This window comes from Arthrobacter silviterrae (assembly GCF_011045165.1).
Classification (GTDB): Bacteria; Actinomycetota; Actinomycetes; order Actinomycetales; family Micrococcaceae; genus Specibacter; species Specibacter silviterrae.
On sequence record NZ_JAAKZI010000001.1, the window covers coordinates 231880 to 254069 of the forward strand.

Annotated in this window: 19 protein-coding genes; 3 read left to right on the plus strand and 16 right to left on the minus strand. The window is 66.7% G+C overall.

The window, feature by feature from the left end; genetic code table 11:
* Positions 1-32: 32 nt before the first annotated feature.
* From G6N77_RS01110 to G6N77_RS01125, 4 genes are all read right to left on the minus strand, one after another.
* Entirely contained in the window at positions 33-1058 is a 1026-nt protein-coding gene (locus G6N77_RS01110) for a LacI family DNA-binding transcriptional regulator (RefSeq protein WP_165180143.1), read from the minus strand.
* Positions 1059-1248: 190 nt separating this feature from the next.
* Entirely contained in the window at positions 1249-2886 is a 1638-nt protein-coding gene (locus G6N77_RS01115) for a type 2 periplasmic-binding domain-containing protein (protein WP_165180144.1), read from the minus strand.
* A gap of 59 nt (positions 2887-2945) precedes the next feature.
* Positions 2946-3869: a carbohydrate ABC transporter permease gene (locus G6N77_RS01120; RefSeq protein WP_165180145.1), complete on the minus strand. Its 924-nt coding sequence runs from the start codon at positions 3867-3869 to the stop codon at positions 2946-2948.
* A 27-nt stretch (positions 3870-3896) separates the two neighbouring features.
* Entirely contained in the window at positions 3897-4958 is a 1062-nt protein-coding gene (locus G6N77_RS01125) for an ABC transporter permease (protein ID WP_370875245.1), read from the minus strand.
* A 401-nt stretch (positions 4959-5359) separates the two neighbouring features.
* Here G6N77_RS01125 and G6N77_RS01130 point away from each other — a divergent pair, with 401 nt between their 5' ends.
* Positions 5360-6262 (plus strand): formylglycine-generating enzyme family protein, encoded by a 903-nt coding sequence (locus G6N77_RS01130; protein ID WP_240901589.1) that lies wholly within the window; start codon positions 5360-5362, stop codon positions 6260-6262.
* Here the strand turns inward: G6N77_RS01130 and G6N77_RS01135 are convergent.
* From G6N77_RS01135 to G6N77_RS01175, 9 genes are all read right to left on the minus strand, one after another.
* Complete coding sequence (locus G6N77_RS01135) at positions 6243-9353, minus strand: glycoside hydrolase domain-containing protein (RefSeq protein ID WP_165180146.1); 3111 nt, start codon at positions 9351-9353, stop codon at positions 6243-6245. The two genes, G6N77_RS01130 and G6N77_RS01135, sit on opposite strands and share 20 nt — an antisense overlap.
* A 183-nt stretch (positions 9354-9536) precedes the next feature.
* A complete protein-coding gene (locus G6N77_RS01140; protein WP_165180147.1) occupies positions 9537-10487 on the minus strand; it encodes a phosphotransferase family protein in 951 nt (316 codons plus the stop codon).
* Entirely contained in the window at positions 10484-11323 is an 840-nt protein-coding gene (locus G6N77_RS01145) for a hypothetical protein (RefSeq protein WP_165180148.1), read from the minus strand. The genes G6N77_RS01140 and G6N77_RS01145 overlap by 4 nt, the downstream gene beginning before the upstream one ends.
* A gap of 89 nt (positions 11324-11412) precedes the next feature.
* Positions 11413-11568, minus strand: coding sequence for a hypothetical protein (locus tag G6N77_RS01150; RefSeq protein WP_165180149.1), 156 nt, complete (start codon positions 11566-11568; stop codon positions 11413-11415).
* A 145-nt stretch (positions 11569-11713) separates the two neighbouring features.
* The gene (gatB, locus tag G6N77_RS01155) at positions 11714-13222 is read right to left on the minus strand and encodes an Asp-tRNA(Asn)/Glu-tRNA(Gln) amidotransferase subunit GatB (RefSeq protein WP_165180150.1); all 1509 of its coding nucleotides are present in this window, start codon (positions 13220-13222) and stop codon (positions 11714-11716) included.
* Positions 13222-14781, minus strand: a complete 1560-nt coding sequence (gene gatA / locus G6N77_RS01160; protein WP_165180151.1) for an Asp-tRNA(Asn)/Glu-tRNA(Gln) amidotransferase subunit GatA — start codon at positions 14779-14781, stop codon at positions 13222-13224. Before gatA ends, gatB begins: the two co-directional genes overlap by 1 nt.
* 3 nt (positions 14782-14784) lie before the next feature.
* Positions 14785-15081 carry an Asp-tRNA(Asn)/Glu-tRNA(Gln) amidotransferase subunit GatC gene (gatC, locus tag G6N77_RS01165; protein ID WP_165180152.1) on the minus strand — a complete coding sequence of 99 codons (297 nt, stop codon included), beginning with the start codon at positions 15079-15081 and terminating at the stop codon, positions 14785-14787.
* A gap of 72 nt (positions 15082-15153) precedes the next feature.
* A complete protein-coding gene (locus G6N77_RS01170; RefSeq protein ID WP_165180153.1) occupies positions 15154-15651 on the minus strand; it encodes a GNAT family N-acetyltransferase in 498 nt (165 codons plus the stop codon).
* A gap of 101 nt (positions 15652-15752) precedes the next feature.
* Positions 15753-16544: an SDR family NAD(P)-dependent oxidoreductase gene (locus G6N77_RS01175; protein ID WP_165180154.1), complete on the minus strand. Its 792-nt coding sequence runs from the start codon at positions 16542-16544 to the stop codon at positions 15753-15755.
* 135 nt (positions 16545-16679) lie between these two features.
* Between G6N77_RS01175 and G6N77_RS01180 the strand changes: the two genes are divergently transcribed.
* Positions 16680-18572: an AfsR/SARP family transcriptional regulator gene (locus G6N77_RS01180; protein WP_165180155.1), complete on the plus strand. Its 1893-nt coding sequence runs from the start codon at positions 16680-16682 to the stop codon at positions 18570-18572.
* Between the two features lie 28 nt (positions 18573-18600).
* Positions 18601-18879, plus strand: a complete 279-nt coding sequence (locus G6N77_RS01185; protein ID WP_165180156.1) for a putative quinol monooxygenase — start codon at positions 18601-18603, stop codon at positions 18877-18879.
* Positions 18880-18983: 104 nt separating this feature from the next.
* On the opposite strand, the gene G6N77_RS01190 is transcribed toward G6N77_RS01185, so the two are convergent.
* The 3 genes from G6N77_RS01190 to G6N77_RS01200 all read right to left on the minus strand — a co-directional run bounded on the left by G6N77_RS01190 (position 18984) and on the right by G6N77_RS01200 (position 22133).
* On the minus strand, positions 18984-20219 hold the full coding sequence (locus G6N77_RS01190; RefSeq protein WP_165180157.1) for a type II toxin-antitoxin system HipA family toxin: 1236 nt from the start codon (positions 20217-20219) through the stop codon (positions 18984-18986).
* Positions 20216-20440: a helix-turn-helix domain-containing protein gene (locus G6N77_RS20410; RefSeq protein WP_165180230.1), complete on the minus strand. Its 225-nt coding sequence runs from the start codon at positions 20438-20440 to the stop codon at positions 20216-20218. Before G6N77_RS20410 ends, G6N77_RS01190 begins: the two co-directional genes overlap by 4 nt.
* A 310-nt stretch (positions 20441-20750) precedes the next feature.
* Entirely contained in the window at positions 20751-22133 is a 1383-nt protein-coding gene (locus tag G6N77_RS01200) for a CoA transferase (protein WP_165180158.1), read from the minus strand.
* Positions 22134-22190: the final 57 nt, after the last annotated feature.

Sequence of the window (22190 nt, forward strand, 5' to 3'; positions counted from 1 at the left end):
CTTCTCTCTTGCTTGAAATTCATGGCCTTGTATCAATGTGTGGAGCCCGGTGCGGAGTCCCGCACAAACAGCTGCCATGGGAACTCCAGGACCTGCGCCGGCGCGGAGGGGTCCTTGGCCCTGTCAACCAGGAAGCGGGCCAGGCCGTCAAAGAAGCCTGCCGGACCCACGCTGGTCAACGACGGCGCCATGGCCTCGCCCTGCAGGGTGTTGCCGATGCCCACCACAGCAACGTCCTCGGGCACTGACAGCCGGAGCCGCTGGGCCGCATGTATCGCCGCAATGCCGACAAAGTCGGAGGTGGCGAAGATGGCGGTGGGCGGGTCCGGCTGGCTGAGCAGCTGGACAGCGGCCTGGTAGGCACTCAGTTCGTCGCCGTCAAAGGTCGCCACGTATTTGTCCTGGAGCGCCAGTCCCGCCCTTTCCAGGCCCCGCACGTAGGCGCCATACCGGCCCGCGCGCGCATTCTTGAGGCTGCTTGTCGAAGCCAGCGCAGCCACCTTGGTGTGCGTGGCGGTCAAGTGGTCCATGGCCTGGTCCATGGTCGTTCCGGCCATGGAGCGGACCACGTCGAAGCCGTTGGGTTCAAGGGTTTCACTGAACACGACCAGCCTGTTGCTGCCGGCCAGCTCGGCGAGCAGTCCGGCGTCGCCCTCCTGGTCCGCTGCGTCGATGAAGACGACGTCGGCCCCTTGGCGCCGGATGGCCGTCCGCCAGTCGGTGTCGGCAAGGATCATGGGCGTGATGCCCACATCCGCCACGGCCGCACCGACGGCCTTGCTCACGGACAGCGACCAGGGGTCGGAGAGCATGGTCAGCGACAGCATCATCAGGTTCGATTTTCCGGTGCGGATGGTCCGCGCCGCCTGGTTGGGCCGGTAGCCCAGACCCAATGCCGCCTGCCGCACGCGGAGTTCTGTCTGGCTCGAAACGCCGGGGGAACCAGCCTTGCCGGACCGTCCGGAGAGCACGTAGGAAACCGTGGCCGTGGAGACCCCGGCGGCCTGGGCCACGGTGCGGATGGTGGCGCGCCGCGCCGGTGTGACTGGCGAATTCATGGGCTCCCCTTGTTTCCTTGGATGATTCCCGGCATCCGGGCCATCTCTGACATGGTCCGTAAACCGCTTGACTGCACTTTTGTCGAGCCTACATGCGCCGTGGCGTCAAGGATTTCCTGCCGCCACGGCCCCTTCCCCTGCAGCCGGTGGGCCCGGCCGGGCGGGCCTTCTGGAAGGCCCGCCCGGCGTCCTAGGCGAGCGCCTTCTGGTATTCCTCGCGCATCTTGTCTCCGCCGCCGTTCTTCCACTTGGTGACGGCCGCGTCCCAGGTGTCCACGCCGGCCCGGCCGGTGAGGATGTCCGTGGCCGTGTCCCGGGCGGCAGTGGTCAGCTTGGCGCCAACCTTGGAGTTGGTGTCGGAGTACGTGCCGGCAGTGGGGTTCCGGCTGGCGTACTTCAGCAGTTCCTTGGAAGCGTCATAGATGGCCTGGGTGTCCTTGGTGAACTGCGCGCTGTAGATCGGGTTCTCCGGGCTGGACATGATGTTCAGGGCGCTGACCAGGCCAGGGGCATTGGTGTTTCCGTCCTTGGTGAAAACGGGGTTGCCGGACTGGTCGAAGGTGAAGTCGGCTCCTTCCGTGCCGTAGTTCTTCTGCAGGTATTCCGCGCTTCCGAAGGGCGCGGCCATCCAGTTGTAGAAGTCCAGGACTTCGCGGATTCGCTTGTCATCCGAGGTCTTTTTCAGCGGCGTAAAGCCAACGGTGCCGTAGCCCATGTCATACACGGGAGTGATCTTGCCGTCATGGCCAAAGGGAATGAGCACCTCCCCGAAACGGGTGGGGTCGGCGGACCGGGCCTCGCTGATGCCCTTGGGACCCACCGAAACATACGCGGCCAGCTTGTTGGCCACGAAGGGGGTGCTGAAACTGGAAAGGGTGGTGTCCGGGTTGAAGAATCCGGTCTTGAACACCTTGGCGGCGAATTCCAGCATGGCCTTGTATTCAGGTGTCTCATACATGTGGGTCAGCGTCTTGTCCTTGTTCAGGCGCCACGTGGTGGGCACCCCGAACCACTCGCCGAACATGTGCATTTCGTTGATGTAGTCGCTGCCTAGCACAAAGCTCCCGGGGAATGCCTTGGCAACCTCGGCACCCTTCGCCATGAAGTCGTCCGTGGAGGTGAACTTGAAGCCCCCCACCTTGCTCCACATCTGCGGGTTTCCGATCATGACCTGGCCCATGGGGGTGGACGGGATGGGCGCACCCCAGATCTTCCCGTTGACCACGGCAGTTTTCCAGGAGGCCGGCTTCAGCGCAGCGAGGTTGGGGTACTGCAGCACGGCGTCACCTGAAAGGTATTTAGTCAAGTCGGTGAACTTGGCTTCGAGCATGGGGCCGACGTTGGGGATGCCCTGGTTCGGCGGCAGCCACATGAGGTCCGGGATGTCACCGCTGGCCAGCATGGTGGCGAACTTGTCCGGGTAGCCCGGGTCTGTGCCGATGGTCAGGTTCAGATTGGCGCCGAGGGCCGAGTTGAGGCGCTTCCAGAACGGGTTGGAGTCCATTCCGGGAGGCGGCGTTTCGAACGTTTCCGTGTACGCGGAGAGGCTCTGCGTCAGGGGCGCCTTGCTGGTTGTCTTGACAAACGTTCTCGGCATGGACAGAAAGGCCGGCTGCAGGCCTTCCGCATTGCCCGGGAGGTCCGGTTTGATGCCGGTGAACTCCTTGTAGGTGGGCAGCTTGACCGCGGCCGAGGCGGCTGCGTCGCCGCCGGATGCGGACGGGCCGCAGCCCGTCAATGAGGTGCCGATGGCGATGGTCGCGGCGCTGACGCCGAGCATGCCCAGGAATCCCCTCCGGCTGTAGCCGGTGGTGGTAGCTGATGACATCGTGCTTGCCTTTCGTTGGTGTTCGTATCGGTTGGTCTGGCTGGTTGGTTTGGGAGGGCCTAGCCCTTGACGGCGCCGGTGATGACGCCCTTGGTGAAGTGCCGCTGCAGGAACGGGTAGACAAGCAGGATCGGCACCAGCGCCACCACCACCACTGCCATTTGGAGTGACTGCGGCTGGGCATGTACCGCAACGCCCAACTGGTCTGCCGCCATGGACTTCCCTTGCAGGACGTAGGAGCGAAGCACCACCTGGACAGGCCACTTGGCCGTGTCATTGAGGTACAGGAGCGCGTTGAAGAACGAGTTCCAGATGCCTACGGCGTAAAAAAGCCCGACGACGGCGGTCACGGCCTTGGACAGCGGCAGCACCATGGTCCACAGGATCTTCCAATCGCTGGCCCCGTCGATCCGGGCGCTTTCGATCAGTTCGCCGGGGATGTTCATGAAGAAGGAGCGCATGACGACAAAGTTGAAGCCGCCCAGGGCCCCGGGCAGGATCAGCGACCAGAGGCTGTCAATGAGGCCCAGCTGCTTGATCATCAGATACATGGGAATGATCCCTGCGCTGAAGAGCATGGTGAAAAGCACGGCGAGGACCACGGGGCGGCCAAACAGCACCGGGCGGCTGGTGGCGTACGCCAGCAGGATCGTGACGAACAGGGCAATGGCGGTGCCAACGACCGTAATGAAGGCGCTGACCCCCAGGGCGCGGATCATGAGGTTCCCGGAGAAGAGGGTCCGGTACGCATCAAGGTTGGGGTGCGTGGGCCACAGCACGTAGCCCCCGGACTGGATGATCTGCTGGTTGTCCGCGAACGACGTCGCGAAGACCACCAGCACGGGCAGGCCGATGCAGGCGGTGACCACCACCACGATCAGGACCTTGAGCCCTGAGTACAGGCGCGACGGCTTTTCCTTCCAGGCTGGCCTGGTGGGGGAATAGCTGAGCCCGGACGCCTTGCGCTTCAAGAGCGAAGTCATGTGAGTTCTCCTTCCGGCAGGCGGTGCCTAGCCGACCTTCTTCTGAAAGAGCCCGGCTTCGCCGAACTTGTGGGCAAGGGAGTTGGCGCCCCAAATGAGCAGCGCGCTGATGACGCCCTTGGCGAGGCCGGCCGCGGCGCCGGCACTCCAGTCGCCGCCGATCACGCCCGAATAGTAGACGTAGGTGTCCAGGACTTCCGCGGCGCCGGGGCCCACGTTGTCGCGCTGCAGGATGAACTGCTCGAAGCCGACGCTGAGAATGTCGCCGATGCGCAGGATGAGCAACAGGATGATGACCGGCCGCAGGGCAGGCAGCGTGACGTGCCACAGGCGGCGCCAGCGTCCCGCGCCGTCGGCCGCTGCCGCTTCGTAGAGGGAGACGTCAACCGTGGACAGGGCTGCAAGGAAGATGATCATGGCCCAGCCGGCATCCTTCCAGACCAGCTGGATGGTGGCCATCAGCGGAAACGTGGTGGGGTCCGTCATGAACGGGATGGACCCCATCCCCATCAGCTTGAGCATGTTGTTGATGAAGCCGGCGCCGCCCAGGAATTCCTGAAAGAACGTGATGACCAGGACCCAGGACAGGAAGTGCGGCAGGTACACGATCGACTGGAACACGTTGCGGATGCGCCGTGGCGAGAGCGAGTCAACCACCAGGGCCAGGATGATCGGCACCGGGAAGAACAGCACCAGCTGGGTGACTGCAAGAACCATGGTGTTGCGGAAGGCGTCCAGGAAGGCGGGGTCATCGAACAGCCCCACGAACTTTTCCATGCCCACGAAAGGGGCCTCGAAGACGGTCAGGTACGGTTGGTAATCCTGAAAGGCGATCACGTTGCCGAGGATCGGGATGTAGGCGAACAGGAGCATGACCAGCACGCCGGGCACCATCATGAGCACCATCTGCCAGTCGCGGCGCCAGCGGACCTTGAACGGGACTGCGTGGGTCTTCGATTGCGCGGGGTTCTTGCTGCGGGATGCCCGCCCACGGCGGCGAGACGCCGTCTCGCCTCTTGCGTTCATTGGCCCGGCCTCCGCGGCGGGAGCCGAAGTCTCCAGGGTTTCCTGACGTGTCGTCGGGCTCATTGGTGCTCCTGGCTTGGGTTCGGTGGGTGGCTTCCAAGGGTGGGAGGAGTCACAGGACTGTGATGCCTGCCACACGTGTTAATCGTTTAACAAAGATAAGCCATGAAAATGAATCATGCAAGATCATGATTCAAATTCTCCAAATAAGTCACAATCACGCATGGTGAGGGATTTCCCGCTGCGTTTCCTGCCTGGACTTCCCTTGCCGGTCTGCCATCCGGCGCCACCGCGCGTGATGCGTCACAATGGAGGGTAGAGCCCCGCGCAGCTCCGGACGGCCGGCCGGACGGACGCGTGCCCAGGCCTGAGAAGGAGAACCAGTGTCCAGTTGCTGCAGCCCGAAAGGCCGCCAGGCATCCCCGAACGCCCACGACGGACACGGACCGGAAGCCACCACCCCACTGGCGGTTGCGAACGCGGCCGCACCTGCCCACGAGGACGTGGCCATTCCCGCCGGCACCTTTGCCATGGGCGACCCTTTCGGCGAGGGTTACCCGGCCGACGGCGAAACGCCCGTGCACAGCGTTGCCATGTCCGCGTTCCGGATCGATGCCACGGCCGTCAGCAACACGCAGTTCGCAACATTCATCGACGCCACCGGGTACCGCACCGAATCCGAGGTGTACGGGACCTCCGCCGTTTTCCACCTGGCCGTCCAGGCGGGCACCCAAGACATCCTCGGCACCGCCTCCGGGACGCCCTGGTGGCTGAACGTCCGGGGCGCGGACTGGGCCCATCCGGCCGGGCGGCTCTCTTTCTGGGAAGACATCCCCGACCATCCCGTGGTGCAGGTTTCGCACACTGACGCACTGGCCTACTGTGCCTGGGCCGGCCGCGCCCTGCCCACGGAGGCGCAGTGGGAATACTCAGCCCGCGGCGGTCTCGCCCAGGCCCGGTACCCGTGGGGCAACGAGCTTCACGGTATCGCGGCGGACGGCACTACTGTCCACCACTGCAACATCTGGCAAGGCACCTTTCCCACCGAAAACACGGGCGACGACGGCCACCTCACCACCGCGCCTGTGCGCACCTTCGGGCCCAACGGCCATGGGCTGTTCCAGACCAGCGGCAACGTGTGGGAATGGTGTTCCGACTGGTTCCTGCCCAAGTACTACAAATCCTGCCAGGACTTGGGCACCGTGGCGGATCCCCCCGGCCCCACCATCGGGCGGGGCCGGGTCATGCGGGGCGGCTCCTACCTGTGCCACGAGTCCTACTGCAACCGCTACCGGCTGGCCGCGCGCAGCTCCAATTCCCCCGAGTCGGCCAGCGGCAACCTCGGCTTCAGAACTGTCGCCCCTTGATGACCAGCACAACACCGCGGCCCGGTTCAACAGTGATGGCAGTACCGGGTGCATAACCCGCTGCGTCCTGGAAGCCGGCGATCGCGGGCGCCGCAGCGCAGGCCCCGCCCAGGTGCGCAAACCCCGGCGCAAACTCCAACGTCACAGCCACCGGCGCCTCAGCCCAGCTGGCCAATGCGGTGACCAGCCCGGCGGGCGTGATCCAGCTGCTCGCCAGCACGCCGGGATGGCTGGTGCGCACGGGCGAGCCCGGGTCCCAGTGCCCCACCATGTCCGCCGCAGCCAGCCCGTGGTCGGCCCAGAATTGCCACAGCGGCCGGTTGTCCACCCGCGGGGCCCGCCCCGTCATGCCAAAGACCAGGCCGCGCCAGGGGTTGCCTCCCCCTTCAAGCATCTCCCCCATGAGGCCGAACGGGATGCCGGAGACTTCCACCAGCCAGAACGCCGCGTCCGTATTGTCATAGTCAAAGTACTCGCCGAGCCACAGCCTGTCCGTGTACGGCAGCTGTTCCATGTACAGGTTCGCCGACGGGTTCCAGCCGTCGCGCTCGGTGAATTGGTTGGCGGAGTGGAGATCGATCTCCGGGTCCTGGCACCGCCTCTCGAGCACCTTGCGGACGCGCTTCATGGCCTGCCGGTCATAGGCAATGTCATCGAGGTAGATGCCGTCCACGCCGGTGCGCCGCACCAGCTCGTCCAGCCCGCGGATGTACCAGTTTTGCAGCCTCGACTCCCCTGCCGTCACAACCGCCACATCATCCACATTGGGTGCATGCCAGGCGGAAACGTAATTGCGGCCGGCATGTTCCTGCAGCCACATGTGCCCCAGGCCCGGACCCCCACTGAAAATTTCCCCGCCCAGCGACAGCATCGGCAGCAGGTCCGGGCTGTGCGCCGTCAGCTCGCGCACAGTGTCATACACCTTGACCTTGAGGCCCGCAGCATGAGCCTCCGCCGTGTAGCTGGCCAGGGTTTCCGCATGCAGCAAGGGGTCGTTGATGAACGGCGCCAGGGCGGTGGCGTGGTGAATGTTGATGACCGAGGCCCCGGTTTCGGCAATAGCCTCCACGCTGCCCTGGTCGTGGAAGTAGCGGTTGGCAAGCTGGCGACCCGGCTGGATTGGCTTGAACGGGGTCAGCAGCAGTCGGAAGCCGTAGTTGAGGCTTTCCCCTGCTGCGAGGGTCCGGGGTCCGCTAAAGGCTTCAACGCGCACGACGCCGGCGCCCCCTTCCGCGGCCGCCTCACGCAGGGTGACTCCCGCGGCACCGGCACCGTCACCGGTGTTGGCCCAGGAGACGGGGGCGTTGAGCGGCTTTTCGTGGTAGAAATTCGTGTTCAGCGGGCGCTCGTAGTTGTCGTCGCGCAGGGCGAGCTGGACGCCGATGTTTGCATCCCCCAGCCACAGCGACTCCTGGTTGCGTGCGGTGACGTCCCAGGTCCAGTCGAGGCTGGTCATGCGGTTGCCGCCGGGCGTGCCCAGACCCATGGAATATGGCACCGCATCCTGGCGGAACGGCACCGCCAGGCGGACGTCGCCCAATTCCGCCTGGGCATCCCCGGTATTGGTGAGCCGGACGGCGAAGGAGGCTGCGCCGTCGGCCTCCAGCTCACCGTCAACGGTGACCTGCAGCTTGGTTAGCTTGTTGGACCAGGTGCAACTCCAGCCGATGCGGGCCGGGCCGTGAACGCTGAACCGCAGCGGCGAATGTTGCCAGGCGGCCTGGCCGCCGGACACGGGGGTGAAGGCAAAGGGTCCGGCCAGCAGTTCGCGGGCAGGTCCATCCACAGCCGTGACGGCGGGCGTATAAGTGGAGGTGATTTGGGCCGGCAGGCCGTTGGCGCCCAGGGCCAGGGTTCGGCCTAGAATGCCCAGCGTGCGGGCCTGTTCATCCAGTGAAATGGCCGTGTAGGGGCGGACCAGTTCGTCATCCTGTGCCAGCGTCGAGTCCAGCCATGCCAGGCGGCGCAGCTTGCCAGGGTCGCCATAACCGCCCGCGGCAATGTCGGGCTCCGCTCCCGGCAGGACAGTCAGCTCAACCGGGACGGTGGCGCTGCCGGCCGGGGTGGCCACCGTGACGGCGGCCTGCAGCGTGCCGCCGGCCGCCCCAGTTGGGACAGGCAAAATGATGAACAGTGCCTGGACCGTTCCTTCCGTGACGTCCAATTCCTTGCTGAACGGCATGCCCAGCCGGTCCACGCCCTCGGTGTTGATGCACCGGCCGGCCACTTCCTGCCCGGCGGAGCTTGCCGCCACGGATACTGAAACCCCCGCCACTTCCGTGAGGGCATACAGGCCCAGTTGCAGGACGTAGTCCTCGCCGGGCTGTGCTTGCCCGGTCACGGTGGCCTGCGCCGGCGTTCCGGCCGCGGCGACGGGGCCCCCGATGGCCCAGTGCGCTGGAACGCCGTCCTTCATGGAGATGAGGTGCTCCCGGTCCTGGGCAAAGAGGAGAAAGGCTGCGCCGCGGTGCCCGGCGTGCAACCCGTCCAGCTCAGCCGCCGTGGGGGTGAAATTCATCGGGGCAAAGGAGTCCCATTCGCTGGCCGCCTCGTAGCGGACAGCCCTCGCTTCAGGGAATTTGCCGTTGGCGGGCCCGTTTTCTGCCGGCCAGACTCCGCCGGCAACCTCGTGCACCCAGCCCGGATCCGCCGTCGGCCTGGCCGGCAGGTACCGGGCCTGGGGGTAGTGGGCGTGCCCGCCCATGGCGTAGGGCAGGTAGTAAAAGTAATAGCTGCCGGGTCCGTCCAGGGGTTCAAAGGTGAATGCACCGCGTTCCCTGGTCACTTCCGAAGCGGTGACATTGCGCACGCGCCGGCCGGACGCTGCGGACACCACGATGACATCCACGCCCTCCGGGTTTTCATCCTGCCGCCGCCAGGGCAGCACCACCGTGTTGGCTCGGGGGCCGGCAGGGACTTCCGAGACCTCCACCACAATGCGGTGGTTTCCGTACAGAAGCTTGTCCCACTCCCCCACGCCGCAGGCAAGCTCGGGGTGGAGCTTTGTGGCTGTCGCGCCGGGGAGGGAGGGGTGGGTTGCAGTGGCAGGGACGTGCATGGGGTGATCAGCTCCAGGGTTGGCAGTGGTCATCCCATGCTTCCGTGAATCTTTGCGATCGTAAAGTGGCATTACGAATCTCAATCACTCATATTGAGCATTTCGAACCACCTGCCCCTCCCGCCCCCTCCCGCGAACCGGCACTTAACGTGGATTTTTCGGCGCAACATCCACGTTAAGTGCCGGTTCGCGAGGGGTGGAGGGGCGGTTAGGGCGTCAAGGCGTGTCGAGGCGGAGCTTGAGCCACCCGACCAACGCGTCGGCCTGCTTGCGCTGGAATGCCCGCAGCGTGGGCATGCCGGGCGAGTCTGGCCGGCGGGACATGTCCATGAAGTAGCCCGCAAACCCTGCCAGCACCCCGTTGATTGCTGCAGCGGGGACACCGGAAAAAGCCGGATGGCTGTCCAGGAATCTTTCCGGGCGGCTGTCCGGGTCCAGGGACTTGACGTTGATGAGCACGCTCAGGGCATCCACCCAGAATGCGCCGACGGCGGCCCACGGCCAGTCAACCAGCACCGCCCGGGAACCTCCCGTGTCCCCGCCCGGACCACCGGTCAGCAGGATGTTGTCCGTGCGCAAGTCCCCGTGGACCAGTGAAGTGCCGGCCAGGCATTCCACTCCTGCCCGGGCCAGCGCAACCAACTCCGCTAAATTCACCAATGCCCACGGGTCCAGCCCCTCCATGGGCCTGCGCTGCAGCTTTTCCCACCCCATGAATGCGCCGCGCAGCGAGTCCTGGTACAGGGGAAGGTCCAGCCCGGCAGGCAGTTCCACCCGGGCCACCTCCGCCAGGGTATGCAGCACAACGCCGAGCTCGTCCTCCTGCCAGGGTTCCCTCGGATGCCGGCCGTCCACGTCGGTGAGGGCCAGCGCAACCCAAGTGCCGTCGTCGTACGTACCAAGGAGGCGGGGCATGGGCAGGGCGGGCGGCAGGGAGGCGGTGATGGCTGCCTCACGCCGGTGCAGCGTGGCGGACGTGGCGTTGACGTCCGCGCTGACCGCCTTGACGAAGGCCCGGCGTCCCGAGGCCAGCCGCACCCGGTCGGCGGAACCGGGCGAAAAGCCTCCGGACTGGGTGGCTGCCTCCACCACCGGCCCACCCAGGATTTCCTCGATGCCTGAGCGGACTGATGCCGGCAGTTCGGACCAGCCGATCCGTGAATTCATGGTGTGGCCGGCGCCAGGGTAAGGACGCAGGCGTCGTCGGCAACCTCCCCGATTTCGGCCTGCCGGGCGCGCAGTTCATGCATCAGGCCCAGGGCGCCAAGGGTTGTTTGGGTGCGTTCCAGGAACTCCTCCGGGCCGCTGACCAGGCCCAGGTCCACGGCACGCCAGGCACCGTCCGTGGCCATCACCATGAGCTCTGGCCGGTCCAGCTGGACCACATGGGCATGGTCTGCGGCTTCAGGTTCGCGCCGGGCCACCCACAGCCGTCCCTGGGTGTTGCGCAGTTGCCGGTCGTGGATGAGCAGGCGGCGGCGTTCGGCCGGGTCCACGGGAGGCCGGCCCTGCTCGGGACCAGCCGCAGGCGGCTCCTCCGCCGCGGGCGCCAGCGCGGCGTCGACGGCGGCGTTGGCGTCACCGGAGCGCACCAAGTGGGTGGCGCCGCCGGCCGTGCGCACCACCACCGAGCAGTCCGCCAGGCTGGCCACCTCCACCCCGTCGGCGTTGAGCTGCGCCACGGAGATTGCGGCGCTGGGAAAGCGGACCCGCTCGGCACCGACCAGCGGCATCGCCGCGGCGTCCACCGCGGCCAGCGCCGAGGCGAGCCTGGCCCGCACGCCCGTCCGCACCAGGTCGGTGCCCGGCCCGGCGAGGATCATGGTCAGGGCCTGGGCCAGCCACTGCGGGTCCGACGACGCCGGCAGCCCCAGCGGTTCCAGCAGCGGCGTGGCCCCGTCAATGACCCATGCGTTGGGGCCCTTGAACCCGCACGCATCCTCCATGACGTGGGCATCGCCCTCAAACAGCACGCGTGCACGGGTTTCCCAGGCAAGATTCATGCTTTCATCCTGCCACAACGAAAACCGCGCCCGCCCCCGCTTTCCGCGCCCGTTGGTAGGGGTGCAAAAAGCGCGGACGGGCGCGGCCACTATTCGTTGTCGCCGACCCGGCGTCCCCAGCGGCGCTTGCGACCGATCTTGCGGTTAACGGCCCAGGGCGACTTCGCGGGACGCCCCTGTCCGCGCCACTGGTGCGGGCGGCAGATGGTGCAGCCCTTGTAGCGGCGGTGTGGTGAATGAGCCATGGCGGCTTCCTTTCCGAGACGTTCCCCACCCGGATGGGCAGGGTAGGCAAGGGATTCGGAAGCTCATGGTGGCGAGTTTACACCGAGGCTGGGCACGGCGGACGAAGGATTGAAACGCTGCCACAAGGAAAACCGGGCAAGGAAGCTACCCTTCGACGCCGAGCGTCTTGAGGATCAGCTCCCGGACACGGCCGGCGTCGGCCTGCCCGCGGGTGGCCTTCATGACACCGCCCACAATGGCGCCAACGGCCTGGACCTTGCCGCCGCGGATCTTCTCCGCAACATCGGGCTGGGCGGCCAGGGCCTCGTCGATGGCTGTCTGCAGGGCGCCGTCGTCGGACACCACGGCCAGGCCGCGCTTGGCCACCACTTCGGCGGGGGTGCCTTCGCCCTCGAGGACGCCGTCGAGCACCTGGCGGGCCAGCTTGTCGTTGATGCTTCCGGCGGCGATCAGCTTTTCAATTTCCACCACGACGGCGGGCGTGACGCCCAGTGCCGCAGGGTCGACGTCGGCCACCTTGGCGCGGCGGGCAATCTCGCCCATCCACCACTTGCGCGCGGCAGCGGCCGAGGCGCCCGCGGCAACGGTTTCCTCAATCTCGTCCATGAGCCCGGCGTTGACCACGTCGCGGAACTCGAGGTCCGTGTAGCCCCAGTCGGACTGGAGGCGCTTGCGGCGCTCGGCCGGCGGCTCGGGCAGGCGGGAGCGCAGTTCCTCAACCCACTCAGCGGTGGTGACGATGGGGACCAGGTCCGGTTCGGGGAAGTAGCGGTAGTCGTCGGCGTCGGACTTGGGGCGCCCGGACGTGGTGGACTTCGTGTCCTCGTGCCAGTGGCGGGTTTCCTGCGTGATAAGCACGCCGGAATCCAAAACGGCCGCGTGGCGCTGGATCTCGAACTTCACGGCGTTTTCGACGGCGCGCAGCGAGTTCACGTTCTTGGTCTCGGTGCGGGTGCCGAATTTCTCCTGGCCGTGCGGGCGCAGGGAGACGTTGGCGTCGCAGCGGACGTTGCCGCGCTCCATCTTCGCGTCGGATACACCCAGGTTCTTCACGATTTCCCTGACGGCGGCAACGTACGCCTTGGCCAGTTCCGGGGCCCGTGAGCCGGCGCCTTCGATGGGCTTGGTGACGATTTCCACCAGCGGCACGCCGGAGCGGTTGTAGTCCACCAGGGAGAAGTCGGCGCCCTGGATGCGGCCGGTGGCCCCGCCCATGTGCGTCAGTTTTCCGGCGTCCTCCTCCATGTGCGCGCGCTCAATTTCCACACGGAACACGGTGCCGTCCTCCAGTTCGATGTCCAGCCAGCCGTCGTAGCAGATGGGGTCTTCGTACTGGGAGGTCTGGAAGTTCTTGGGGGTGTCCGGGTAGAAGTACTGCTTGCGGGCAAAGGTGCAGTGCTCGGCGATTTTGCAGTTCAGCGCCAGGCCGATCAGGATCGAGGACTCGACGGCCTTTTTGTTGACCACGGGCAGCACGCCGGGCAGGCCCAGGCACACCTCGTTGACGTTGGTGTTGGGCTCGTCGCCAAATTCATTGGGCGCGGAGGAGAACATCTTGGTCTTGGTGTTCAGCTCCACGTGGACCTCAAAGCCAAGGACGGGATCGTACTTTTCCATGGCCTCGTCGAAGCTCAAAATGGTGTCAACGCTCATTATTTTGCCTCCTTGGCTGCGGTCTCGACAGGCTCAACCACCGATTCGGCCAGCGGCGGCGCCTGGTCCAGGATGGGGCCGCCCCACTGTGCCTCGAGCAGGGATTCCAGCACGGCGCCCACGCGGTACAGGCGGGCGTCCTCGCGGGCCGGGGCCAGCAGCTGGATGCCCACGGGCAGGCCGTCCTCATCCGCCAGGCCGCCGGGCAGGGTCAGGCCCGGGACGCCGGCCATGTTCGCCGGGATGGTGGCCACGTCGTTCAAGTACATGGCGAGCGGGTCGTTGAGCTTCTCCCCCAGCTTGAACGCCGTGGTGGGCGCCGTAGGGGAAATCAGCACGTCCACCTGCGCAAACGCGGCGGCGAAGTCGCGCTGGATCAAGGTGCGCACCTTCTGGGCCGAGCCGTAGTAGGCGTCGTAGTAGCCGGCGGAAAGGGCGTAGGTGCCCAGGATGATGCGGCGCTTGACCTCGTCGCCGAAGCCGGCGGCACGGGTGGCGCCCATGACGCGCTCAATGGTGAGCGGGCCTTCGGTGGGCAGCGTGCGCAAGCCGAAGCGGACGCCGTCGAACTTGGCCAGGTTGGAGGAGGCCTCGGACGGCATGATCAGGTAGTAGGCACCAAGCGCGTAGCCGAAGTTGGGGCAGGAGACCTCAATGATTTCAGCACCCGCGCCGCGGAGCAGCTCCAGGGATTCGTTGAAGCGGTTTTCGACGCCGGCCTGGTAGCCCTCGCCGTGCAGTTCCTTGATGATGCCGATCTTCATGCCGGCAACGTTGCCCAGGCGGGCGGCGTCGGCCAGGCCGGTGGAGGGGTCCGTCAGCGAGGTGGAGTCGAAGGGGTCGTGCCCGCCAATGACTTCCTGCAGCAGGGCGGAGTCCAGCACGGTCCGGGAGACCGGCCCGATCTGGTCCAGGGAGGAGGCCATGGCAATGGCGCCGTAGCGTGAAACCGCACCGTAGGTGGGCTTCACGCCCACCGTGCCGGTGACAGCGCCGGGCTGGCGGATGGAGCCGCCCGTGTCGGTGCCCAGGGCCAGGGGCGCCTCGAAGGCGGCGACGGCGGCCGCGGAGCCACCGCCGGAACCACCGGGAATGCGGTCCAGGTCCCACGGGTTGCGGGTGGGGCCGTAGGCGGAATGCTCCGTGGAGGAGCCCATGGCAAATTCGTCAAGGTTGGTCTTGCCCAGGATGGGCATGCGGGCGGCGCGGAGCTTCTTCACCACGGTGGCGTCATACGGGCTCATCCAGCCCTCGAGGATCTTGGAGCCGGCCGTGGTGGGCTGGCCCTTCGTCACGATGAGGTCCTTCACGGCGATCGGCACGCCGGCCAGTTCGTGGAGTTCCTCGCCGGCGGCGCGCCGCGCGTCGACGTCGGCCGCAACGGCCAGCGCCTCCTCGGCGTTGACGTGCAGGAAGGCGTTGACGCCACGGTCGCCGCCGTCGACGGCCGCAATGCGGTCCAGGTGGGCCTGGACCAGCTGCACGGAAGTGATTTCACCCGCGGCCAGCTTGGCTGCCATGTCGGCGGCACTGAAACGGATCAGGTCAGTTGCACTCATGGATTAGCTCTCCTCCAAAATGGCGGGGACCTTGAAGCGGCCGTCCTGGGCGTCGGGGGCGCCGGAAAGGGCCTCTTCAGCGGTCAGCACATGGCCCACCACGTCCTCGCGCATCACATTGGTCAGCGGGATCGGGTGGGACGTGGCGGGAATGTCGTCCCCGGCAGCCTCGCTGACGCTTTTCACCGAATCCACGATCACTGCCAGTTCATTGGCCATGCGGTCCAGTTCGTCGTCACTCATCTCGATGTGAGCCAGTTGCGCCAAGTGCGCCACGTCCTCACGGTTGATCGCAGCCATGGATCTCCCCTGCAGAAAAAGAAAAATTGTGTCCCCACCAGCTTAGTCGCCCGTGGACGGGGATAAATCCGGCTAGAGCTCCATCCGGTAGACGCGCAGCATCTTGCCGTTTTCCGGGATGGGCCAGTCGCGCTCCGGCACGCGGGTGAAGCCAAGCTTGCGGTAGAGCGCATGGGCGCCGTGCCAGTCATCCCCCGTGGTCAGGCTCACGGCGCGGATCCCTTCGGTGTGCCTGGCCCGCTCCAGGATGGCCCCCACCATCGCCGCCCCCGCCCCGCTGCGCTGCACCTTCGGGTCCACCACCAGCAGCCGGAATTCCAGCTCCCCGGGCAGCGCGATGTCCGCCCATTCGTCCCCGTTGACGGCCAGCGTGGCGGAGCCAACCACCACGCCGTCGCGCTCGGCCACAATCACCGGAGCCACTGCCGCCCGCTCCGCCACGCGCAGAATCTTTTGCACGTACGGGTGGGCAACGCTGTCAAAGTACCCCGCACCCAGGTAGGCGTCGGCGGTGATGCGGGCAACGGCGTCGTAGTCTTCAGCGGTGGCGGGGCGGACGGAAACATTCATGCGGTCTTGGTTCTCCTAGGGAAGTACGACGGCGGGACTCGCCTTCCCCATTTTCCCGCACCCGGGTGCCGCGCAGGAAATTTGCGGCCACGGCCGGCTCGCTAGAGCGTTGCCGTCAAGACCCCGCCGTCCACGCGTACGGCTGCCCCGTTGCTGGCGGAGGCTGCCGGGCTGGCCAGGAAAACCACCATGTTGGCGATCTCCGCTGGTTCAATGAACCGTTCCAGCAGGGTGGTCTTGTTGCCGGCGATGATCTGCTGCTTCAGCTCTGCTGCCGGCACCCCCGACTGGCGCGCCAGTGTCTCCACTGTTTGGGCAACGCCGTCGGAGTAGGTGGGGCCGCCCAGCACGGAGTTGACGGTCACACCCGTGCCCCTGGTGAGTTTGGCCAGTCCGTTGCCCACCGCCAGCATGGCCGCCTTGGAGGCGCCGTAGTGGATCATGTCCGAGGGAACGTTGACTCCCGACTCGCTGCCCACAAAAATAATCCGGCCCCAGCCCCGCTCCAGCATGCCGGGCATGATTTGCCTGGCCAGGCGCACGCCGCTCTGCACGTTCACCTCGAAGTACTGCCGCCATTCGTCGTCGGATATGTCTGCAAAGGCCTTGAGCCCAAAGAGCCCCACGTTGTTGATGAGCATGTCCACCTCGCCCAACTCGGCACACAGCCTGTCCACCTGTTCCGGCTTGTCGAAGTCGGCCGCGATGGCCGAAACGGACGCGCCGGGCACCTCACTGCCCAGTTGCTCCACTGCCGCCGACAGCTTCTCCCGGGTGCGCCCGTTGAGCACCACCTCAACCCCTTCCGCGGCAAGCCCCTTTGCGATGGCAAATCCAATTCCCTGGCTTGACCCGCTGATGAAGGCCCTTTTCCCGCCAAGTTGCAGATCCATGTGTTGTCCCTTTCCCGCCGCGGGCAGCCGCGGCATCCTTCCCAGGCACCGGCCACTCCGGCGCACTTGCCGTCACTCTGGCAGCCGTGGATCAGCGCCCGATCAGCGGGGTCCGCATCGAATTAGACTGGGCGGATGAGTCCGCTTCGAATCCGCGTCCTTGGTCCCATCGGGGCGGAGATCGGCGGCACTCCCCTGCAAATTTCCAAGCCGCGGCACCGTGAGCTCCTCGCCATAATGGTGGCTGCCCGCGGCGGAACGGTGTCCACGGCGCGGCTGGTGGACGAGCTGTGGGAGGACGCTGCACCGGCCGGTGCCGTGGGCACTGTGCAAACTTTCATCGGCGAGCTGCGGCGGATCATCGAGCCGGGCCGGAGTCCCCGCACGCCCCCGGCAGTCCTGGTGACGGCGGCCGGCGGCTATGCCCTCACCATCCCGGGAGCGGGCGTGGACCTGTGGCGGGCCGAGCAAGCCGTCCGGGCCGCGGCAGGGCTGCCTGCTGCCGAGCGGGAACCGCTGCTGGCTGCCGCGCTGCAGGAGTGGCAGGGGCCTGCCTTCGAGGAATTCAGTTCGCGCCCATGGGCCCGGGACGAAAGGGCCTGGATTGCCGAACTTCGCGCCGGGGCGGTGGAGCAGCTGGCGTCAACGCGCCTGGAGCTTGGCCGGCCGGAGGACGTCCCGCCCCTGCTCAATACGCACATCGCCGAGCATCCCTGGCGGGAGGAAGGGTGGCGGCTGCTGGCGCTGGCCCTGTACCGCACGGCACGCCAGCGGGACGCCCTCGCCGTGCTCGCCCAGGCCCGCACCACCCTCCGGGAAAACCTTGGCCTGGAGCCCGGCAGCCCGCTGGCCGGGCTGGAACGGGACATCCTGCGCCGTTCCCCTTCGCTGGACTTGCCCGACGGCGGCGGATCGATCCTGCTGCGGGCCGCCACGGCCACCGCCCACACCGGCGCGCGGTCCCAGCTGGAAAGCGCCACCGTGCTGCTGCCCCGACTGGCCGTTTCGGGCGCCGTCCGGTTTGCCGGGGAACAGCGCCTGGCCGCCATCGCCGCGGCGGAGGAATTTGGCGACCCGGATCTGGCGGCACGGGTCATCGGCGGCTTTGACGTGCCCGGCAGCTGGACCCGCTCCGACGATCCGGCGCAGTCGGCGGCCGTCGTCGCGGCTGCACTCCGGACGCTTGCAGCCCTGCCCCCGGAGGCCTCACCGCGGGTGAGGGCCCGGCTGCTGGCCACCGTGGCGATGGAGTCGCGCGGCACGGCGGGCCGGCTGGCCGAAGCTGCTGAAGCCGAGGCGATTGCCCGCCGGCTGGGCGATCCCGCCCTGCTGTGCCTGGCGCTCAGCGCGCGTTACCTGCAGACCTTCGGAAGAGCAGGGCTTGCGGGGTCACGGGAGGCTCTCGGCGCTGAAATCACTGCCCAGGCGGTGGAGGCGGAGCTGCCAACCTTCGAGATTGAGGGGCGGTTGGTCAGGATGCAGGCTCTGTGCGCCCTCGGCAACATCCCTGCCGCAGCAGTCGAGGCCGACGCGATTGACGCCCTGGCCGCGCGGTTTGACCGAGGGCTTGCCTCCGTTTTCACGGCGTGGTTTCGCTGGACGTTCCTGGATGGCCCTGCACCGCCAGGGGGCAGTGAGATGCCCGGGTTCAGGACCGGGCTGCCCGAACTGGCGGCCCTCGCGGCTGCTGTTCGGGCGGGGACGGAGCTCCCGGATGGCCACTTCGGCCCGTATGAACCGTGGGTGCGCCCCCTCTTGCTGGTCCGAAGGGGCCGCCGTGAGGAGGCCGCCACGGCCCTCGGCGCGTTTCCCGATCCCCCGCAGGACCTGATGCTCGAGGTGTCGTGGTTCCTCATTGGCCGTGCCGCGATTGACGGCGCCCACCTGGACGCTGCCCGTCGCGCCCATGGCGCCCTGCTCCCGGCAGCCCGCGAGCGCGCTGCCGGGAGCGCCGCCGTCGACCTTGGACCCATTGCGCCCCTGCTGGCAGGGCTGTCGGAGCTGTGCGGCAGGGAGGGCCGCCTGTAGCCATGGTCAATGTGGGAGAATCCCCGTCATGAACACCATCACCCTGACGGGCCAGCTCATCTGCCAAGACGAAGGCGAGCTTGCCATCGTTGCAAAGCAGCTGCCCCGGCACATTGAAGCCACCCGTGCAGAACCCGGGTGTATCTCCTTCGAGGTGACCCAGACGGAGGATCCGCTGGTGTGGGACGTCTCAGAGTGCTTTCAGGACGTGCTGTCCTTTGAGTTTCACCAGGCGCGGGTCAAGGCAAGCGAATGGGGCCGGGCGACGGCAGGCATCAAGCGAAGCTATTTGGTGTCGGGCCTGTAACCCCGCTGTCCCGTTTCACGACAGTCGGACCAAAACCTCGAGTCCAGCCGGAAAGTCCGCGACGTCCTGCTGGAGCTAGCGCATCCATTTGTCGTCGATGGTCGTCACGACCCTGCTCCCGCTGCGCGTCCGTCGAGTAGATTCTGCACGGTGGCATTCGTGTTCTCGGCCAACCCTGCCGCAGCCTGGGCAACAGGCTCCTCCCTGGCAGAGACGGCTTGCACCTGTTCGAGCGTGTCGTCCACGATGCTTTTAGCGCCGCGGAGGCCCCACCAGCTGAGCTCGCTGACGAGATCATCCCTGGTGACGGTCGCGTGCAGGTACTTCTTGTTCACAGCGAGGGCCAGCTTCCCGTCCAGCCCCTCGCGAAGACCGTGAGGTACAAAGTCGTACGCCGGCGCCAACGCAATGTGCCCATCGGCATGATGTAGGAGACCCAGGTTCTTCGCGTGCATGTCGAGGTTTGAAATGGCAACGCCGAGGGTTGTGATGACGGCAAGCTGGCGCATATCGCCCGCCTCACCATGGGTTCGCAGCACGTCAGCGATGCGCTTAAGATTCACGATGCCGCCGTACATCTGGTACTTCTGGTTCCCGCCCGCCCCGAGGACCTGGTTGAAGTCTTCTTGGTGAACTCTCCCACCAGGGACTGCGAGATCGCGGTCGAACCGTTGGATTACGAGCGCGTCGGTTCCGCCAAAGTTTGCAAGATGCGTGTCAAAGCTGGCAACGCCAAGCGCACGGGTGAACCGCGCCCCGTACTCTTCGTCGAATATTTCCGTGGGCCGGCTTGAAACCACCGGCTTCACGATGTGCGTTGAAGGGAAGCCGCCGAAGACTTGGTGCCACCTGCCGTCCAGTTGGGTAAGAACGATCTTCGGCTGCATGCCGGCGAGCGACGTCTTGCCCTGGACGCCGGAGTTCGCGAGCGGGTTCGCGGCGCGCTCAGTAAGCAGAACGTGCACGTCCTCCTCCGACACCGGTCGAGCTTCTGGGGTCTGCGGCTCCGTAGGATCGTCAGCGTCCCAGATCTGAAGCGCGCCGGCGATATCGCGCCCGAACCGGCCCAGGAACGCCAGGGTGTCGCGCCTGCGCAACCCGGCCATCGCCAGCATGAACTCAAGCTGGTCACCTTCCGAGAGGAGTTCCTCGAAGAAGTTTCGCCGCCGCGCCGCGTGCGCCTTGTTTGGCCGGGGGACCAATGGCACAGCGACGGATAAAGCCCGGCTACCCAGCCCGAAATGGTCGATGGCGGCGCGCGCCGGCGTGAAGTCGAATGTGCGCTCGTCACCGTTCAGCTCCCCAATGAACTGCCCACACAGCTCAACGTGAAGCCTCATCGCGGTCCCCCACTCTCAGCGCTGCGAAGCGGGTCAGCACTGTCGTCCCACTCAGCAGTGATGGTCACACCGCATTCGCCCAAGAGCTTGAAAAGCCTTTCCGCGTAGAGGGTGTAGCTCTCGGACTCCAGATTGCTGATGGCGCTCTGGGTGACGCCGGTTCGAGCGGAAAGCTCCCTCTGGGACATCCCGGCCGCCAGCCTCGCCTGTTGCAAAGCCATCCCCAGATCAGCCGGTGAATGGATCTTCGCTATTTGTTTCGACACGTTGAGCCTCCCCAGCGACACGGGCGATGCCGTGATACGAATATTCGAATCATAGCCGCTGATATGGTTTTTCGCATCAATTCGCGCGAGAGCTGGACGGGGAGCAGGACGAGGGTCAGTGTTTCGAAAGCGATCATTGCTACGCTCCAGAACACCTCAACCAAAACAAGCGCGCGCAACCTGGCGCGAGGCAGATCATCTACCGAGGTTGAGCATGAAATCGCGTGGGCCGCCGAGCCAGCGCCCGTTGGCAGCCCAGAGGCAGTCAGCCGCCTGCCCAGGCGGCCACCGCCGAACCGTAGCCGCGTGCCTCCACGGATGTCCGGGCGGGCACGCCATCCACCACCACGGCCTGCGGCAGGCGTTGACCCGGTCCCCAGCCGGTGCTTTCAGCCTCCCACGCAAAGCTTTCAGCTGCCGGCAGGTCCGAAGCGTCCAGGGATGGCCCGGTCCGCATCAACTCCACGGCCGTCCGGGCCAGGGACAGCCGGGCATTTCGCACCCTGCCGTCCAGGCGCTCCCGCCACGCATCAATGGCCGCGGCGGCCGTCAAGTATCCGGTGGCGTGGTCCAGCGCCTGGACGGGAAGCGGGAAGGGCAGGTCCCGGCCAAAGTGTTCCATGCCGGCATGAGCGATCCCGCAGCTCATCTGCACCAGCGAGTCGAAGCCGCGGCGCTGCGCCCACGGGCCCGTCCAGCCGTACGCGTCGAGGGCAACGTTGACCAGTGCCGGGTGCCGTCCGGCCAGCACTGCGTCGGAGAGCCCCAGCCGGTCAAGTGCGTCGGGGCGGTAGCCGTGGATGAAAATGTCGGCGCCCGCCAGCAGCTCCTCCAGACGGGCCAGGCCCGACGGCGACTTCACATCCAGGCGGGCGCAATGCTTCCCCAGGGTCATTTCCGGCTCCAGGCCGGGCTCGATCCAGTCCGGCGGGTCGATCCGCAGGACGTCGGCCCCGTACAGCGCCAGGAAGCGGGTGGCCACCGGGCCCGCAATGACGCGGGTCAGGTCCAACACGCGGACTCCCGCCAGGGGCCGGGCGGGAGTCACTGCAGGCCGCGGGCCAACCCTGCGGGCGCCGGCGTCGTGCCTGCCAAACGGCGGCACACGGCGTTCCGGTCCCCAGTGCACCAGCGGCTCGGCGGCGATCGCCGCCCCCTGGGGATGGGCCAGCCACTGCTGCCGGGAATGCATGACGGCGGCGCACCCGTTGGCGGCCACAATGGCATCCTCCAGCTCCACGCCGGACCGCGACGCCACAGCCCGGGCCACGTGTTCCCGCTCGGCACCGGCGGGCAGTCCCAGGACGGCGAGCGCCGCGGCCCGGTGGTGCGGGGCGTTGGTGTGGAGGCGGATCCAGCCGTCGGCCGTGGGGTAGTCGCCGGCGATGGAGTCCCAGACAGGCGGCAGGTCCCAGCCGTCGGGCCGGAAGGACAGCCCAAACCAGGCGGAGGCCAGGGCCCGGTCCACAGCCACGGCAGGAGTGAGGTTGCCGAGCCGGCCGCACAGCTGTGCCACGGCGGTTCCGGCGGCAGCCATGGAGGCAACCGCCAGCCCCGTGACGTCAAAGGCGGATGGTAGCGAGCCGGTCCCTGTCAGCTGTACCCTGCTGTCCGTGGCGAAGTTTCCGTTGCCGACCGTGAGGTTCATGGCAACAGGCTACGCCGTGGCGCGGTTCCCGGGAACGGCCCCCGCAATCCGTAGCAT